Genomic DNA, 15,979 nt, shown 5'->3' on the forward strand with positions numbered 1-15,979 from the left:
GATAGTAAGGCTTGACCTTATTGAAATAGTAATTTAAAAAGGAAATATGTTATGGAAGGTTATATAGGAGAAATAAGATTGTGGCCAGTAGTTTGGGCTCCAAAAAATTGGGCATTCTGTGCAGGGCAAACGATGCACATAACGGAAAATCAGGCTTTATTTTCTTTGATAGGAACAACTTACGGTGGAGACGGAAGAGTCACTTTTAAGCTTCCTGATCTTACGGGAAGAGTTCCTGTCGGCGTATCAAGTTTTCCTCATCTGGGTGAACAATTTGGTGATAAAACGGTAACTTTAACTCAAAATAATTTACCTGCACATAATCATGGGATCAAAGATTCCGCTCCATCAAATGCTACAGCAAATCTAAAAGTTTATGATGGAACTGCGAATACAAGCAAACTAGCTGAAGCACAAGCTTTATCTAGTGCGGGCAGTTATGACAATGGACATGGTGTGACTCCAGTTCCTATGTTATCCACATCGGTACCAAATGCGCTACTTAACAATGTTGTAACGGGTATTACATTAACGCTTCCTTCTGCCACGGAAAATACAGGGAAGGGCGAAGCTTTTTATAATTATCAGCCAAGTATGGGACTTCATTATATTATCTGTATAGTCGGTATATTTCCTGATCGTCCATAAAGTTGAAAAAAACCGGATAAAAACTTATCCGGTGACTAGGAGAAAATATAAGACTTTCTTCTAGCGAGCAATTGGAATGCAATTGTAAAGTATAGTTTTCCTAATAAATAAAATAGGGAAAGTATAAGATGAAAACAAATCATGAATATAAATCAAGGTTTCGTATACTAAAAGGCGGGAAGATTGCCTTAGTTGTAAGTACACTCTTTGGAACGATGACCTTATTAAGCGCAGCACCGAGTGGCGGAGTGGTGACAACAGGAACAGCAACTATCTTCCAAACTCCAAATACTACCACCATAACCCAAACTACCAATAAAGCTAGCATAAATTGGCAAAGCTTTAGTGTAGCTCCTACGGAAACAGTGAACTTCGTACAACCCAATAGTGCTTCTGTCACTTTAAATAGAGTAGTAGGAGTAACAAACTCACTTATAGAAGGAACCATAAACGCAAACGGTCAAGTATTTTTACTAAACCCAAACGGAATAGTATTTTCCAAAGGCTCAAGCATAAATGTAGGAGGCTTAGTTGCTTCAACATTAAACCTAAGTGATGAAGATTTCCAAGTAGGGAATTATACTTTAAGTGGTAATAGTACAAACGCTATCCTAAATCTTGGAACTATAAATATTAAAGATAATGGCTATGCTGTTCTAGCAGGTAATAGTGTTTCCAATGAAGGCTTTATAAAAGCAACACTTGGTGATATTCATTTAGTGGGAGCAAGTAAAGTGAGCCTCAATATCAATGGAAACTCCCTAATAAACCTCACCATTGATAAAGGAATACTTGATGCCTTAGTTGAGAATAAAGGGGCTATACAAGCAAATGGCGGAGAGATATATCTAACTTCTCAAGCCTTAAACACAGTACTCAATGGAGTAGTCAATAATAGAGGAATAATAGAAGCAGACTCAATAGATTCTCATAATGGAAAAATCATACTCTTTGCTCATGGAGGGACAACTAACATAGATGGAACTTTAAGTGCAAAAGATGGCTTTATTGAAACTTCCGGAACAAATTTATCTGTAGCTTCCTCGACAGATATTCAAACTAAAAAATGGCTTTTAGACCCAGTTAACTTAACCATAGACTCAAGTGGACTAGCAGATACAGTTAGTGCAATTGCTGTACAAAATTCACTCTCAACTGCAGATGTAGAACTCCAAGCAGACCAAGATATAACAGTAGATGAAGATATTATATGGGGAGAAGCAACTAAGCTTACTTTAACAGCAGGTGATGAGATATTTGTAAATGCTACCATCAACAATACAAACGCAACAACAGGCGGAGTTTACTTTAATGCAGCAAATAGAAACAATAAAGTTGCATTTGACCCGACAACGGGGAAAGTAATAGTAAACAATGTTTTTCAACTCCAATGGATAAACCAAGCGTTAAACGGAAAGTATGAATTGGGTTCAAATATAGACGCAAGTGCAACTTCTTCTTGGAACTCTAATGCTGGGTTTGTTCCTATTGGAACTAGCTCAAACAAATTCACAGGAAGCTTTGATGGGCTTGGGCATACTATTTCTAATCTTTTTATAAATAGACCGACCGAAAATTATGTGGGACTTTTTGGAGATACAAATACAGGTTCAATTATCCAAAATCTTGGGCTTACTAATGTTAATATAAAAGGGAGGAGTGATGTTGGTGGACTTGCTGGATATAATCTTGGTTCAATCACAAACTCCTATGTATCAGGAAGAGTAGATGGGATTTATAGTGTTGTTGGTGGTCTTGTTGGGCAAAATGATGGTACTCTTACTAAGAGTTATTCTACTGCTCAGGTAAGTGGAAATTTTAAAGTTGGTGGGCTTGTCGGACATAATATTGGTTCTATCACAAATACTTACGCAACAGGCAAAGTTAGTGGTGGTACTAGTGGAGCTCTTGTTGGTTGGAATGCAGGTGGAAGCACACTTACCGATTCCTATTGGGATATAGACATTACAGCTAATAGAGTTGGAGCAAATTTTGGAACAATCACAAACCTCACAGGAGTTCATAGCTCAACAAGCACAATAGATGCTTTCACACAAGCAACTTACTCAAATTTAGATTTTACAAATACTTGGTATATGATAGATGGTGAAACACGACCATTTTTAAGAAGTGAATATTCCACTACCATTTCCAATGACCATCAACTTCAACTTATGGCTATGGATTTAAGTGCAAACTATACTTTAGCAAACGATATTACATATAGTGGAGATATGTGGAGCAGTCGTGGATTTAATCCTATTGGGAATCAATCAAGTCAATTTACCGGAGGCTTTGATGGACTAGGACATACGATATCAGATCTTTTTATAGATAGAGGAACAACTGATTTTATAGGATTATTTGGTTTTATCAATTCTAATTTAACGATACAAAATATTGGACTTGAAAATGTAGATATTACGGGTCAAAATTATACGGGTGGTTTAGTTGGCTGGAATACTCTAACTATAAATAATAGTTTTACAACAGGGAAAGTATCTGGAGCTACTTCTGTAGGCGGTTTAGTAGGTTTAAGTGAAAATACGATTAAAAATTCTTATTCCACCTCAAATGTAGAAGGAAATAGTAATAATACTGGTGGTTTAGTTGGATACAACTCGAGAAAGATTGAAAATAGTTATGCAACTGGAAACGTAAGTGGCCGTGATTATGTGGGTGGTTTAGTTGGAGAAAACGGTAGTGCTAGCAGTGAAATCATAAATAGTTATGCAACAGGAAGTGTCACAACTACTAATGATTATGCAGGTGGTTTGGTTGGGCACTCTTATGGTTCAATTACAGATAGTTATGCAACAGGTCATATTACTAGTGGTCGTTACTATATTGGTGGTTTGGTCGCAGGCAATACAAATGGAGTAATTAATAATAGTTACTGGGATATAGATACAACTGGTACCTCAGTTGGATTTAGTTCTAATTCTGGAACAATCACAAATCTCACAGGAATTCACAGCACAACAGGCACAATAGATGCCTTCTCCCAAGCAACCTACACAGGCTTTGACTTCACAAATGACTGGATAATCTACGAAGGAGATACAAGACCGCTTCTGAGAACTTTTATGACTCCTATAACCGTAACAGCAAATGATGCCACAAAAACTTATGATGGAAATGTTTACTCAGGTGCTAATGGAGTAACATACTCTACGACTCCAAATAGCAATTTATTGGGAACGCTAAATTACGGAACAGATATTGATGCTGGGACATATACTTTAACACCATCAGGACTTTACTCAAATCAACAAGGGTATATTGTCTCTTATGGATCAGGAACATTAATTATTAACCCAGTGCCAATTATAACTCCAACAACATCTAATACTCAGGTTATAGATACAAGTGAAATCAAACAGATAAAAACACCTGTCAAAAACGGTATAGCATTTAGAACAGACAATATTATCACCCCAAATAATCTTCTAAATGCCACAATATTTAGCCAAACAAAAATAACCAACAACGGCGTAAAACTACCGGTCGGTTTAATAAATAATGAGGAATTATAAAATGTTACAAAAATTAAAACAAAGTTTTCTAACTTTACTGTTGCTGGCAAGTACACTATTCGCAGCTGATATACCGGATTCAGGAAGTATCTTAAATGAGATAAAACCTTCTTTAAAACAACTAGAAAAGAAAGCACCGCCGGTTATTCCTATGCAAGAGTACAAAGCTCCCATCACTGGAGATGACACGCTTAAAGTGCTGGTAAAAAAGTTTGAGATACAAAACAATACGGTATTTTCTACTGAAGTTTTGCATGACCTCATTAAAGAGTATGAAGGTAAAAACTTAACTATTTTAGAGATTAAAAAAGTAGCAGATATTATTACAAAATATTACAGAGCAAATGGTTATTTTGTGGCTCGTGCTTATATTCCTGTGCAAGACTTAAGCGATAATATTGTGAGAATCACTGTTATTGAAGGTGTATACGGCAAATTTAATATAAATAACTCATCAAAAGTAAAAGAGAGTACTATAAAAAGGTATCTGTCTGAATTTGACAATGAAGAAGTTATATCTATGGATAAACTTGAAAGACAGATATTTCTTATAAACTCATTATCTGGACTTCAAATAGTAAACGCAGAAATTGCTCCGGGAGAAACTGTAGGAAGCAGTGATTTTACTATTACCGCTGAAGAGTCTAAAAGAGTTGAGGGTCATATCTCAATGGATAACTATGGAAATAAATATACAGGTGATGAACGAGCCAATATTGGAGCAACACTCAACTCTCCTTTTGGATATGGCGATGCTCTAAGTATCTATATTCTCAACTCTTTTACCGATGAATTGAAATACGGCAGAATTGCTTACTCCTTACCTGTGGGCAGTGATGGGGTTGTGACAAATATAGGTCTTAGCAAGCTGAAGTATACTTTGGGAGACAGTTATAAAGCTCTTGATGCACATGGAGAAGCTACTCTTTTGGAAGCAGGAGTTAGTTATCCTATTATTAAAACATATACACGCAGTTTGGATTTAAAGGGAGAGTTTGTTCACAGAGTTATGTCGGATTGGATGAGTGGTGAAAAAGATAAAAAAAGTATTGATGATTTTACTTTGTCACTTACTTCTTATGAAACGATGAATCTATTTGAATTGCCGAGTTCTTTGCTGAGCGTTATCTCTTTTACGCACGGGCATAAAAGTTTAAAAAGTCAAACTGCAGAGACAAATGATGCCATTGTACAATCAGAAGGGAGTTTTTCTAAGGCAAACCTAAACTTGACTCATGCTTTGGGGTTCAGTGAAAAGACACTGTTGACAACACGCTTTAATGCTCAAACAAGTTTTACCAGAAATCTGGACTCAAGCCAAGAGTTATCTGTAGGCGGTGTTTATGGTACAAGAGCATACAGTGATAATGAACTCTCGGGAGATAAAGGTTTTTTCTTCTCGACTGAACTTGGCTATACTCTGCCTGCAGTTCAAAATCTTTTGCATAATATGGGACTATTTTACGATACCGCTAAAATATGGTCCAACACAAACAGATGGGCAGGACTGAGTGACAATACTAGAAGACTTAGTGACATAGGAGTTAGTTATAATGCTTCATATAAAAGTCTAAATTTTAAAGCTTCTTACGCTCATGGGTTTGGAAGTGAGGCAACGCCTGTATCACAAGAGTCGAGAAATAAATTTTTGGCTCAACTGTTTTGGTTGTTTTAAGATAAAATATAAGTTATATTTGTAAGGGAATATGATGTTTACAGCAACTCTATTTTTTATTATTATATTTCTTGTTTTGTGGATATTGCGATTAAAAAAGAAGATTAATAAAAAAGAAAAAATAGAAGAAAATTGTAAATACAGAGAAGAGCACTTTAAAAAACTCTTTGATATGGCTCCGATATTTATTGACTCTTTTGATACAAATGGGCATTGCTATTTATGGAACAAAGAGTGTGAGAGAGTATTTGGCTGGACTATTGATGAGCTCAATGCACATGAAAACGTGTTTGCACTTTTCCATCCAGACCCGGAAGTTCAAGAGACAATGAGAGAAGCTTTTGCAACTCGAAAAGAGACACAGTACATTGATATGAGTCCCTTGAGTAAAAGTGGAGAGCCGATACCAAGCAGATGGATAAATGTCGATTTGTCAGAGGGTGAGATTATCTATATAGGTATAGATATGCGAGCTCAAAAAGAGGCAGAAAAAAAGCTTTTGGAAGCTCAATATGAGTTAAGAGAGCTGAACAACTCACTTCAAGAGAGGGTTGATGTGGGTATTAAAGAGATTTATAAAAAAGAGCAACTTCTCCTTGGACAGTCACGAATGGCTCAAATGGGAGAGATGCTAAGTATCATTGCGCACCAATGGAGACAACCTTTGAGTGTCATAGATATGAGCGCTTTTAGTATACAAAATAAAATTGATTTGCAAAAGTTTGATTTTGATGATAAAGCTTCACAAGTAAAGTTTTTAGAGTTTTTAACAAAAGAGATAAAAGATATACATAGGTATACCCAGTACTTAACAGGCACGATAGAAGATTTTACAAACTTTTTTAAACCAACAAAAAGAAAAGAGACGACAACCTTGAATGTGCCGATTGAAAAGGCATTGAATATTCTTGATAGTCTGACAAAAAAAGAAAATATCGATGTAAAAGTTGATATTCAAACCTATAAAAGGGTAAAAATTTATACCTATGAAGTGATGCAGGTTGTTTTAAATATTATTAAAAACAGTATTGATAATTTTATAGAAAAAGAGATACTCAACCCCACAATAAACATTAGTGTTAATGAAGATAACAATAAGTTTACTATTCTTATTTGTGACAATGGAGGCGGCATCGACGAAGCTATTTTAGAGAAGATTTTTGATCCATATTTTTCAACTAAAAGTGAAAAAAACGGGACGGGGCTCGGACTCTATATCTCTAAAATAGTGATAGAAAACCATAGCTTTGGAATGTTAAATGCAAAAAATATTCACAATGGTGCTTGTTTTGAAATAATTTTGTATGGAGAGAGGTAATGGGGCAGTCACTGTATAAAAAATGTAAACATTTAAGTATCCTTTTTGTTGAAGATTATATTCCTCTTCAAGAAAAAATCTCATCGGTTCTTTGTGATTATTTTGGCTATGTTCAAACAGCTTCAAATGGCGAAGAAGGCTTAAGAGAATATGAGAAATTCCAAGAGAAAAATAAAAAAAATTTTGATATTGTGATGACAGATTATCAGATGCCAAAGCTCACAGGCATTGAGTTAATAAAAGCAATAAAACAACATAATAAAGAGCAGATCTTTATTGTTATATCCGCTCATCAAAACACTGAATATCTTATAGAGTATATAAATCTAGGTATCTCATATTTTGTACCAAAACCGATAGGTCCTGAAAATATGTTGGCAGTCTTAGAGAATGTCAGTAATGTTTTTAAAAGTAATGAATCAGTTCGATTAAACAGCGCATTGGTATGGAATAAGAGTCAAAAAGCTCTTTTTTACAATAATGAACTACTGACCCTGGCTAAATATGATTTACTACTGTTTGAAGTGCTCTTGGAAAATATTGGATTTATCTGCTCAATCGATAAGATACTCAACCATTTTTATCTCTACAATGAAGATATTAAACAGGAGAATATACGAAATATGGTTGTTCGCCTGCGAAAAAAGATTCCAGATATTAACATAAAGAGTTTATACGGGATCGGCTACTTACTAAGTGTAGATTAAAAGATCTCTAAGAGACTAGTTGTTTGCTATCATCTCTTGTACAACTTCTTTTAAAAGAGGTAGGTCATTTTGAATTGTATTCCAAACTATTTGGCTGTCAACTCCAAAATATTCATGTATTAGAAGGTTTCTAAAATCTTTTAAATCTCTCCATGGAACTTTTTTGTACTTTGATAATGTTTCATCACAAAGATGGATGGTGGCTTCACCAATAACCTCAAATTCTCTGATTGTTGCACTGTACACAAGTCTGTTATTTGAAAATGTATCAACATTCAAGCCGTGTGTGAACTCTAAAATAGCATTTACTGAGTCTAAAATATCTTGCAGAAAAAGAAGCTCGTCCCTTTTAGACATAAATGATCTCTTTTAAGATTTTCTTTTTTGCTATTGGTTTTAATGTACTCTCTATGCCAAGGTCTACTTTGAGTTTGAAGGCATCTTCAAGTTCTCTTTTGAGTGCAAAAAAGGTACTTAAACTCTTTTTTTCGTTTAACATCTCTATGGCAATATCTATGTCGCTCTCTTCTTTAAAGTCACCGCGTACGTAACTTCCAAATAGACCTATCTTAGTAACACCGTATTTTTGAAAGAATTCATTTTTATGCTGTGATAAGAAGTCTAATATAAACGCTTTTGTCATAAAAATGCCTTGTGTTCCATAAATTTATTTGAAAGATTATAGCAAAAAATGGATATTTTTTTATATGGCATGGATTTTTTCAGTATGTAAAATTCACTCTTTGGAGCGTAAATTAAATCAGTTCTCTTAAATGTTTTAAAACTTAGTGTCTTTTTTGTTTTTTGAGATGAACTCATCTGCAAACCTGAGCATATTTTTGTAGTGGAGAAATATCTCTCTTAACTGCTTTTAAAACACCGTATGAGCAAGATATAAAGCGTTGTGATGCTTCATTCTCTCATAGAGCATTTTGTCGCTTGTAAGAAGATGTTTCTGTTTTCAACGCATAAACCCGACTTCGGCGTTTATGCTTCATTTTAGTTCAAAATGTGCAAATGCACCCTCTACACTTAATACATTTTTATAGCTGGTCTTTGTTATAGTTACCTTTTTTGTAGTTAAGTCACACACCGCGATACGAAAGTTTGAACCCATATACGGTTCAACAATGCAGATGATCTTATCATCGATCTGTCTTGTTGCATGGATAACACCTTGGAGCGTATGAAAAAAATATTTTGGATAGCTCAAAGGCGTGATCTCTACAACCTCCGCAACTATTTTTTTGCCAAGATTTTGTCTTATAAGATTGGCATCTTCATAGTTGTCAAACTGAACACACCAATCGTCAAACTCTTTATTGAAGCGTTTTAAACCTTCGTCCAAAAAACCGCCTGCCTCTGACTGTAGGGCAAATATGCTCATTTGTAGAATCCTGTAAGAATATTCATAATTATACTTGTTAGCTTCTTTGATATCTTTTACAAATGGTAGTTAGCTATGAATTCCATCGGGTTATTGGGTCTTTAAAGGTGCGTTTCAATATCAACGAGTTCTACGCGGGAGCACTCTTTTTTTAAGAGTTTTTTGCTGTTTGCATCATCTTCTGCCAAACTCAAAAGATCTGCAAAGTCATCTTTAGAGACTTCAACAGTATGGAGTTCTTTAAGAGTTTCAATGCTGAGCGTTGCCTCTTCTTTGGATTTAAGCGTAATATTGCGATGCCCCTTGGCAAACTCTGATTTTATAGCTTTTGCCACTTTTTCGTTCTTAAGCAGTTCCTTAAGTGAAATCTTTTGATTGAGATCATTATCGCACAGTACTTTATACGTTACCACTATTTTTCCATCCATTATGCCGATTTCCTTTATTCTCAAGTTTCCAGCTCTTTTATAGCATCTACAAAGACATTATAACTTTCTTGTGAAGAAAATACAAAAGATAAATTGTTTATGTCGATTTGTTTAATACTCATTTAATATCATTTTTATTTTTAAACATGTCTTTTTCCAATCACTCTTGACAAACAAACACTTCATCGAAATTAAATATAAAATAACCGAGTGCTAGTTTATAGCTTAAACCAACTTGATATTCACTTTGGTTTTGTTACAATTAGGCATACAAAAAATTATTGGAGAATCTTATGAAAACATTAACAATTCAGGTGGAAGATAATTTTATGAATGATTTTTTAAATTTTGTCGGCACTTGTAAGGATAAAATCAAAATTACAAAAGATAAAAGTTTAGAGTACGACCCATATTTTTATGAGAGACAGGCAGAATTGCAACAAATCAGAGGTGATATCAAAAGTGGTAAGGCTGAGATGATTTCACACGATGATTTATGGGAAAATATAGAGACTCATTTAAAAACTAAACATAGTTAAAAATGAAAATAATTTATAAAACAGCTTTTGAAAGAGAATTGATTCAAATCATAGATTATATAGCGCAAGATAAAAAAAGTGCTAGTCTTAAATTTGCTTATGAATTAGAAAAGTCAATTTTGTCGATTTTAGATAATCCGCTCAAATATAAACAATCTATTTATTTCAATGATGAAAATATTAGAGACATGACATATAAAGGCTATACGGTAATTTATGAAATTAACTTTGAAAAAGAGTTAATTGAAATTTTCAAAATTTTTAATAGGAACAAGCCTTTATAACTCCACAACCCGCTCAAACATCTCTTTGATCTCCATCTCGTGGCTTATGAGAAATATCTGTCTGTACTGCTCTTTTATGGTGTGGAAAGCCTCTAGTATCTCCATGCGGCGGCTCTCGTCCTGACTTCCAAACACTTCATCGAATGCCAAGAAACCAATGCTGCTTGCACCGCTTAGTTCCGTTAGAGTTTTTGAGATTGCTATGCGAAGCACTAAGTTTGCAAGGTCTATCTCTCCGCCGCTAAAACGCTCTATGGGGTACTTTTTGCCCTCATCATAGATGAAAAAGTCAAAGTCGTTGCTGACCTCTATGTGCTGGTACTTGCCTTTTGTGATACGCGCGTACATCTCTGAGGCGATCTCCGAGATGCGGGGCGCTATTTTTGCATTTAGACGTGTCTTAAACTCAGTAAGGCTCGCTTTTATCTTCTCATAATCAAGCAGGTCATCTTTTTTACTCTGAACTTTTTTCTTTTGCGCTTCATTATTGTTAAGCGAGGCCTCTATATTTTTTATCTCGCCCTCGATCTTTGCGACTTTTACTTTTATCTCCATCAGAAGTGCGGTTTTTGCATCTATGGCTTTGAGCAGTTCGTCATGCTCCGCAAGCTTTGCTTTGTGCTTCTCTTCGTCGTAGATGACAAGGTTAAACTCCGCCTCTTTTTTCTTGTACTGCTCTCTTAGATCTTCGATTCTTTTGCTCACAAGTGCCAAGTCCGCTTTTACGACCGGTAGCCTCTTTAGCTCTGTTTCATGGCTCACGTATAGTTTGTATTTTGGTTCAAGAGATGCAAAGTCGCTTCTTATCTTCTCGTGCGCTTTCTCATCGTAACTGTAGGCTTCAAGCTCTTTAAGCTCCTGCTTGTTTTTAAGCCCTTTTTGCTCTACAAGGGCAAAGTGTTCTTGTGCGGCTTTTAGGTCTTTAAGTTTGCTCTCTATGATTTTAACACTGCTTACGATCTCTGAAAACTCTTTCTCTTTTTGCTTCTTTTCTGTCTCAAATGCGCTCTTTTGAGTCTCTACGTTGGTAAGCTGTTTTTTGTACTCATCTATCTTCTTCTGGTGTGTCTCGTTGACCGTGCCGACAAGCGAGTTTACAACATTGTCATACTCTTCAAGGAGCGGTCTCGTGCATGTCGGACAAGCGCCCTCGTTTCCTAGCTCTTTTAGTTTGGCTATCTTGGCGTTCGTGATATCTATCTGTTTGAGTTCTGAGGCTATTTCGGCTTTTAGCTCGTTTTCGATCGTCTGTTTTGTCTTTACGCTCTCTTGCAAAACTGCGATGTTTATTTCCAGATTTTTTGCATTTAAGACAAACTCGTCATACCCTTCGCAAGCTTTTTCAAGTGCGCCAATGTCTGATCTGCTCTTTGTGTACTGCTCTCTTAGCTGAACCTGCTCCTTTTGCAAACCCTCTTTTTTGAGGAAGAACTCTCTGAGCTTCTCCTGCTCCTTTAACTGCTGCTGCAGGCTAAGATACTCTTTTGCCGCAGGTTTTAAAGATTCGAGCTTCTCCTGCTTGTCTTCAAGTTCATGAAACTCAGCGTTAAGTTTTACCTGATTTAACAGCTCGCTGTTTTTAGAGTTTTTTGTCAGTTCCAGCTGTGATGCGAGTTTTTGCTTCTTCTCTTTTGTCTCTGCAAACACTCCGAGCTCTTTTTTTATCTCTTTTTCTTTTGTTTTTAGTGCATCAAGATATTCTGTCTTGCTCTTCTCATCTTTTACAAGAGCCTCTTTTGAAGCGATATTCTGCTTTATCTGCTCCTCTTTTTGCTTTATCTCCGCTTCGCCCAAAAGCACCTCTTTAAACGCTTCTATTTCGCGTTTTAGCTCTCTGCTTTTTTCAATCAGCTCTCTTTCGACAAAGTCTATTTTTTCAAGTCCCAAAAGACGGCGTATCATCTTTTTTCTATCTTCATTTTTAAGCGTACTGAGGCTTGTAAGCTCTTTTTGGGAGGCAAAAAGAGTGTTCACAAAAGCATCTTTGCTCATCTTTGTTAGTGATGTTATGGAGCTTGTCACCTCTTTGGCACCACTTGTGATAAGCTCTTCATTTTTGTAGAGTTTTGCGTTTGCGCTCATCGCTTTTCCGCGAAATTCACGAACTACTCTGTAGGTTGCCGCATCAAACTCAAACTCAAGCTCAACGACCACCGCATCTTTTGCGTCAGCATTTGAGTTTTTGACTATATCTTTATACCCTTTGCTTCTAAGTTCGCCGTAAAGTGCAAAAAATATCGCCTCGAAGATGGTAGATTTTCCGCTTCCGTTTTTGCCGATGATGCCTATCAAACCCTCGCCAAACTCTATTGTCTTAGCGCTGTATTTTTTAAAGTTTTCAAGTCGGAGTCTAGATAGTATCATCACAAACCTCCTCGTAGTGTGCAAAGAGCTCTTGGACTTTGAGTTTTAGCCTCTCAAACTCCTCTCCTTTTGCTTCCTCTTTTATGTGTTCAAGAAAAAACTCCTCAAGTGATACGGCTTCGGCTTCCATCATCGCTGTCTCACTGCTGACATGCTTGAACTCTCGCTTTACCGATACGCTCATAGCATCTGTAAAAATCTTTTTTATCTCCGAGTTTTGAATGTCAATGGATTGCAGAACGCTCAAATTTGTAAGTTTTACCTCGACTATTGCATCTTTTACGTCGCTTGTATCGATCTTTGAGACGGAGTTTTCATAATCCTCGCAATCTATCTCTTTTACGACTATGGGACGGATTTTTATCTCTTTGTATTCGACCTTTAGCTCATCGTACAAGCTTATCTCCGCAAAGCCTTTAGAGTTTCGTTTATCATTAAGACTTGTTCTCTCTGTAGAGCCGCTGTAGTAGACGTTTTCATGCTTGCCGACCTTTCCAAAACCGTGCCAATGCCCGAGTGCGACATAGTCCATCATCTTAAAGATATACTCTTTTTCACTCGGATAGACCCACTCGCCAAACTCGTTCATAAGATAAAAAGCACCCACGGAGCAGTGCATCATCATTATATTCTTTTTACTTTTGTCAATGCTCTCTTCGCATAGCTCTATCTGTGAAAGCGCCTTTGTTTCGTCGTTCATATGGGGCAGGGCGTGAAATATTATGTGCCCGAACTCTATCTTTTTATATTCTTGATTGTACGCCGCATATACGTTTTTAAAGTTGTCAAATATCTTTAGGATGGGCGAGCTTAGATTTGTTCTGGGCGTTGAGTGGTTTCCCGCTATAAGGATGAACGGGATATCAAGAGAGTCTATGATCTTGAACTGTTCAAGCGCAAAAGTGATAGCGCGGTTTGAGGGGCTTGAGCGGTGAAAAAGGTCACCCGTATGGATAATATAATCGGGTTTTATCTCTTTTATCTGCTCTACGACCTGAGCAAAAGCGTCGTAAAAGTCCGCTTCTCTCTGGTTTATGTTTTCCTCATTTAAGATGTCTAAGTCGTTAAAACCTAAGTGAGTATCGCTAAAATGTAATATTTTCAAAAAAAATCCTAATTCAACAAAAAAATTAGGATTATGATAACTAATGTTTGAGTAAAGTTTCTATAAATTAATATATTCTTTTTACAGAAGTAATGAAAGGTTCATATCTGCTTCCATACTTTACTTCTACCTTGTATTGTAAAGAGGTGTTTCGCGTGTTATTATGACTATTTATTGGTCCGATCTCTTTTAAAAGATATTTAAATTTATAAGGCAGATGAACAGTTTGAACATTAAGCCGTTGTATATAACCGTACAAGATTTTTTCTTTATAATCTTTAACTAGCCCTACAACTCCTTTGACTATAAGATAATCTGTTTTATTGGGATACTTCTGTCTTAATCCTTCATACTCTAAACCTGCATCGATAGCAAAAAGTCTTGATTGTGATATTTGTTCACGAGTAAAATTATTTTTGGCATTCTCATAATCTCTTTGCTTCTTCTTGTCGTCTTTATTAGCATTATATAAAGCCTCTTTTTCCATTAATACTGCTTCTGCTGATTTTAAAGATTTTTTATATAATTCACCATTATTTTCCAGTACGATAAAGACTTCCTTGGTTGGTGTCCTTGTGCTCTCTTTAGAATATAAGTACTTATCTGTATCAAAACCCAACTCTTCTAATTTATCATGGTTTAGAAAATTATCCTGATGTGAGCGACTTGATTTGTTTGCAGTTCTATATACAAGCCTAAGAGATACGCTATTGTTCTCTTTTCTTATATAACTTGGCAGTTGAAGTTCTCTTTGTGTTAATGTTACTTCTGATGTCGCCTCACTTGATCGATTAAGATAAACACCCAGAAGCATAACCGCGTTTGTAATAACTAACAGTACAAAAGCGGATGCAAAAAGCTTGGAGGATAATTTAAATATTTTCATAATAGATTCTCCCTTTTACCTTTTAACAACTCGCTTCTAACTCTTTTGAGTATCATAAGTATGAAAACGGCACTTATCCCTATTATTAGAAAGAAAATATATTTTGGCATCCAGTTCCACCACCAGTTAAAAAACTTTGTATATAGAAAAATGACAAAAAATACATTTCCCATATTTGTAACTTCAGAGAGACCTTTTTTTATCCCAATATATATGGCGAAGGCACTAAAAGCAAATCCTATAACTTGGTAGAAACCCTCTATTGAGTCTTCAGCTAGATTTATATAACTGATTGAGCCATTATTTGATAAGATTAATACAGGCAAGAAAAATAAAAACATAGAAAAATATCTGTAAACAACATCAAAGTTTGTGTATTTGGAATGATTTATAAAAGAGAGTAAAAACAGGATTAAAGCAACCGGAAAAAAGTTCTCAGGATGATTTGAAAAGTTAATCCAATAAGCTCCACCCCAAACTCCAACTTTCGCTGATAGAAAAAACGAAAAGAATATAATTCCTATGCCTAAAAGCAGTCTTGTGTTTAGAGCGTAAGCTAGTAAAAATGCAAACAGCGAGAATATTAAGGAAGCATTTGGCGAAGGTGTAATATTGAATATTTGAGCAATCATAGATATATTTAATACAAATGTAGTAAAAGTAAGTAGAGCGGCGATTTTTGTATAGTAATCTTTGTTTTGTTTATTTGATAGGTAGTATGTAAAGAAAACTAAAACAGTTGGGGTGGAAATAAGTATAAAAACTTGTGTACTTTCTTTAAAGTCGCCCCAAAATTGCAAAAATAGAAAAAATATACTAAATGCCAATCCAAGAGCCGCTAAAAACGAGACTATTTTCATACCAAGACTAAGTTGCTTTTCATTTTTAGTTGTATCTATGTCAAACTCTAAAGAGTAGTTTGATAAAAGATTTTGGTGGTATTTAGCTATCTTTTCATTTTGTTCAGCAGTAAGTGAAACTACATCTGTGTCTTTTAATATTTCAAGTTCTGCTTGAAATGATTTAATTTGATCTGTTCTTTGTTGGGCTGTAAGGGTTGATGTTTTATTCATATATAAATAAATCCTAATTAACAAAAATA

General features: G+C 35.5%; 15 protein-coding genes. 7 read left to right on the plus strand and 8 right to left on the minus strand.

Annotation, left to right across the window (positions count from 1 at the left end; translation table 11 throughout):
- Positions 1–51 precede the first annotated feature (51 nt).
- The 5 genes from FCU45_RS03850 (at position 52) to FCU45_RS03870 (ending at position 7,884) form a co-directional block, all read left to right on the plus strand.
- Complete coding sequence (locus FCU45_RS03850) at positions 52–648, plus strand: phage tail protein (RefSeq protein WP_137012463.1); 597 nt, start codon at positions 52–54, stop codon at positions 646–648.
- A 128-nt stretch (positions 649–776) separates the two neighbouring features.
- Positions 777–4,184, plus strand: a complete 3,408-nt coding sequence (locus tag FCU45_RS03855; RefSeq protein ID WP_137012465.1) for a GLUG motif-containing protein — start codon at positions 777–779, stop codon at positions 4,182–4,184.
- Position 4,185: 1 nt separating this feature from the next.
- Entirely contained in the window at positions 4,186–5,859 is a 1,674-nt protein-coding gene (locus FCU45_RS03860) for a ShlB/FhaC/HecB family hemolysin secretion/activation protein (protein WP_170175822.1), read from the plus strand.
- 34 nt (positions 5,860–5,893) lie between these two features.
- Positions 5,894–7,177 carry a PAS domain-containing sensor histidine kinase gene (locus FCU45_RS03865; protein WP_170175823.1) on the plus strand — a complete coding sequence of 428 codons (1,284 nt, stop codon included), beginning with the start codon at positions 5,894–5,896 and terminating at the stop codon, positions 7,175–7,177.
- Positions 7,177–7,884 carry a response regulator transcription factor gene (locus FCU45_RS03870; RefSeq protein ID WP_137012471.1) on the plus strand — a complete coding sequence of 236 codons (708 nt, stop codon included), beginning with the start codon at positions 7,177–7,179 and terminating at the stop codon, positions 7,882–7,884. Before FCU45_RS03865 ends, FCU45_RS03870 begins: the two co-directional genes overlap by 1 nt.
- A 15-nt stretch (positions 7,885–7,899) precedes the next feature.
- Here the strand turns inward: FCU45_RS03870 and FCU45_RS03875 are convergent, their stop codons facing one another.
- The 4 genes from FCU45_RS03875 to FCU45_RS03890 all read right to left on the minus strand — a co-directional run bounded on the left by FCU45_RS03875 (position 7,900) and on the right by FCU45_RS03890 (position 9,699).
- Complete coding sequence (locus FCU45_RS03875) at positions 7,900–8,241, minus strand: HepT-like ribonuclease domain-containing protein (protein WP_137012473.1); 342 nt, start codon at positions 8,239–8,241, stop codon at positions 7,900–7,902.
- Complete coding sequence (locus FCU45_RS03880) at positions 8,234–8,527, minus strand: nucleotidyltransferase family protein (protein WP_137012475.1); 294 nt, start codon at positions 8,525–8,527, stop codon at positions 8,234–8,236. Before FCU45_RS03880 ends, FCU45_RS03875 begins: the two co-directional genes overlap by 8 nt.
- A gap of 351 nt (positions 8,528–8,878) precedes the next feature.
- A complete protein-coding gene (locus FCU45_RS03885; RefSeq protein ID WP_137012477.1) occupies positions 8,879–9,271 on the minus strand; it encodes a hypothetical protein in 393 nt (130 codons plus the stop codon).
- Positions 9,272–9,372: 101 nt separating this feature from the next.
- Positions 9,373–9,699: a hypothetical protein gene (locus FCU45_RS03890; RefSeq protein ID WP_137012479.1), complete on the minus strand. Its 327-nt coding sequence runs from the start codon at positions 9,697–9,699 to the stop codon at positions 9,373–9,375.
- A 293-nt stretch (positions 9,700–9,992) separates the two neighbouring features.
- Here FCU45_RS03890 and FCU45_RS03895 point away from each other — a divergent pair, with 293 nt between their 5' ends.
- Together FCU45_RS03895 and FCU45_RS03900 are read left to right on the plus strand one after the other, a co-directional pair.
- Positions 9,993–10,238: a hypothetical protein gene (locus FCU45_RS03895; RefSeq protein WP_137012481.1), complete on the plus strand. Its 246-nt coding sequence runs from the start codon at positions 9,993–9,995 to the stop codon at positions 10,236–10,238.
- A 2-nt stretch (positions 10,239–10,240) separates the two neighbouring features.
- On the plus strand, positions 10,241–10,522 hold the full coding sequence (locus FCU45_RS03900) for a type II toxin-antitoxin system RelE/ParE family toxin (RefSeq protein WP_137012483.1): 282 nt from the start codon (positions 10,241–10,243) through the stop codon (positions 10,520–10,522).
- Here the strand turns inward: FCU45_RS03900 and FCU45_RS03905 are convergent.
- The 4 genes from FCU45_RS03905 to FCU45_RS03920 all read right to left on the minus strand — a co-directional run bounded on the left by FCU45_RS03905 (position 10,517) and on the right by FCU45_RS03920 (position 15,950).
- Positions 10,517–12,886, minus strand: a complete 2,370-nt coding sequence (locus FCU45_RS03905; protein ID WP_137012549.1) for an AAA family ATPase — start codon at positions 12,884–12,886, stop codon at positions 10,517–10,519. The genes FCU45_RS03900 and FCU45_RS03905 overlap by 6 nt on opposite strands.
- Complete coding sequence (locus tag FCU45_RS03910) at positions 12,873–13,991, minus strand: metallophosphoesterase family protein (RefSeq protein WP_137012485.1); 1,119 nt, start codon at positions 13,989–13,991, stop codon at positions 12,873–12,875. The genes FCU45_RS03905 and FCU45_RS03910 overlap by 14 nt, the downstream gene beginning before the upstream one ends.
- A 67-nt stretch (positions 13,992–14,058) precedes the next feature.
- Positions 14,059–14,877: a DUF4824 family protein gene (locus tag FCU45_RS03915; RefSeq protein WP_137012487.1), complete on the minus strand. Its 819-nt coding sequence runs from the start codon at positions 14,875–14,877 to the stop codon at positions 14,059–14,061.
- Positions 14,874–15,950, minus strand: coding sequence for a DUF2157 domain-containing protein (locus FCU45_RS03920; RefSeq protein ID WP_137012489.1), 1,077 nt, complete (start codon positions 15,948–15,950; stop codon positions 14,874–14,876). The genes FCU45_RS03915 and FCU45_RS03920 overlap by 4 nt, the downstream gene beginning before the upstream one ends.
- Positions 15,951–15,979 lie beyond the last annotated feature (29 nt).

The sequence above is a fragment of the Sulfurimonas crateris genome, from assembly GCF_005217605.1.
Classification (GTDB): domain Bacteria; phylum Campylobacterota; class Campylobacteria; order Campylobacterales; family Sulfurimonadaceae; genus Sulfurimonas; species Sulfurimonas crateris.

Bases quoted from the DNA above. Each gene is read 5' to 3' on its own strand.
- FCU45_RS03915 (WP_137012487.1), bottom strand. From the start codon at position 14,877: ATGAAAATATTTAAATTATCCTCCAAGCTTTTTGCATCCGCTTTTGTA.
- FCU45_RS03870 (WP_137012471.1), top strand. From the start codon at position 7,177: ATGGGGCAGTCACTGTATAAAAAATGTAAACATTTAAGTATCCTTTTT.
- FCU45_RS03905 (WP_137012549.1), bottom strand. From the start codon at position 12,886: ATGATACTATCTAGACTCCGACTTGAAAACTTTAAAAAATACAGCGCT.
- FCU45_RS03920 (WP_137012489.1), bottom strand. From the start codon at position 15,950: ATGAATAAAACATCAACCCTTACAGCCCAACAAAGAACAGATCAAATT.
- FCU45_RS03900 (WP_137012483.1), top strand. From the start codon at position 10,241: ATGAAAATAATTTATAAAACAGCTTTTGAAAGAGAATTGATTCAAATC.
- FCU45_RS03865 (WP_170175823.1), top strand. From the start codon at position 5,894: ATGTTTACAGCAACTCTATTTTTTATTATTATATTTCTTGTTTTGTGG.
- FCU45_RS03855 (WP_137012465.1), top strand. From the start codon at position 777: ATGAAAACAAATCATGAATATAAATCAAGGTTTCGTATACTAAAAGGC.
- FCU45_RS03875 (WP_137012473.1), bottom strand. From the start codon at position 8,241: ATGTCTAAAAGGGACGAGCTTCTTTTTCTGCAAGATATTTTAGACTCA.
- FCU45_RS03885 (WP_137012477.1), bottom strand. From the start codon at position 9,271: ATGAGCATATTTGCCCTACAGTCAGAGGCAGGCGGTTTTTTGGACGAA.
- FCU45_RS03895 (WP_137012481.1), top strand. From the start codon at position 9,993: ATGAAAACATTAACAATTCAGGTGGAAGATAATTTTATGAATGATTTT.
- FCU45_RS03890 (WP_137012479.1), bottom strand. From the start codon at position 9,699: ATGGATGGAAAAATAGTGGTAACGTATAAAGTACTGTGCGATAATGAT.
- FCU45_RS03850 (WP_137012463.1), top strand. From the start codon at position 52: ATGGAAGGTTATATAGGAGAAATAAGATTGTGGCCAGTAGTTTGGGCT.
- FCU45_RS03860 (WP_170175822.1), top strand. From the start codon at position 4,186: ATGTTACAAAAATTAAAACAAAGTTTTCTAACTTTACTGTTGCTGGCA.
- FCU45_RS03880 (WP_137012475.1), bottom strand. From the start codon at position 8,527: ATGACAAAAGCGTTTATATTAGACTTCTTATCACAGCATAAAAATGAA.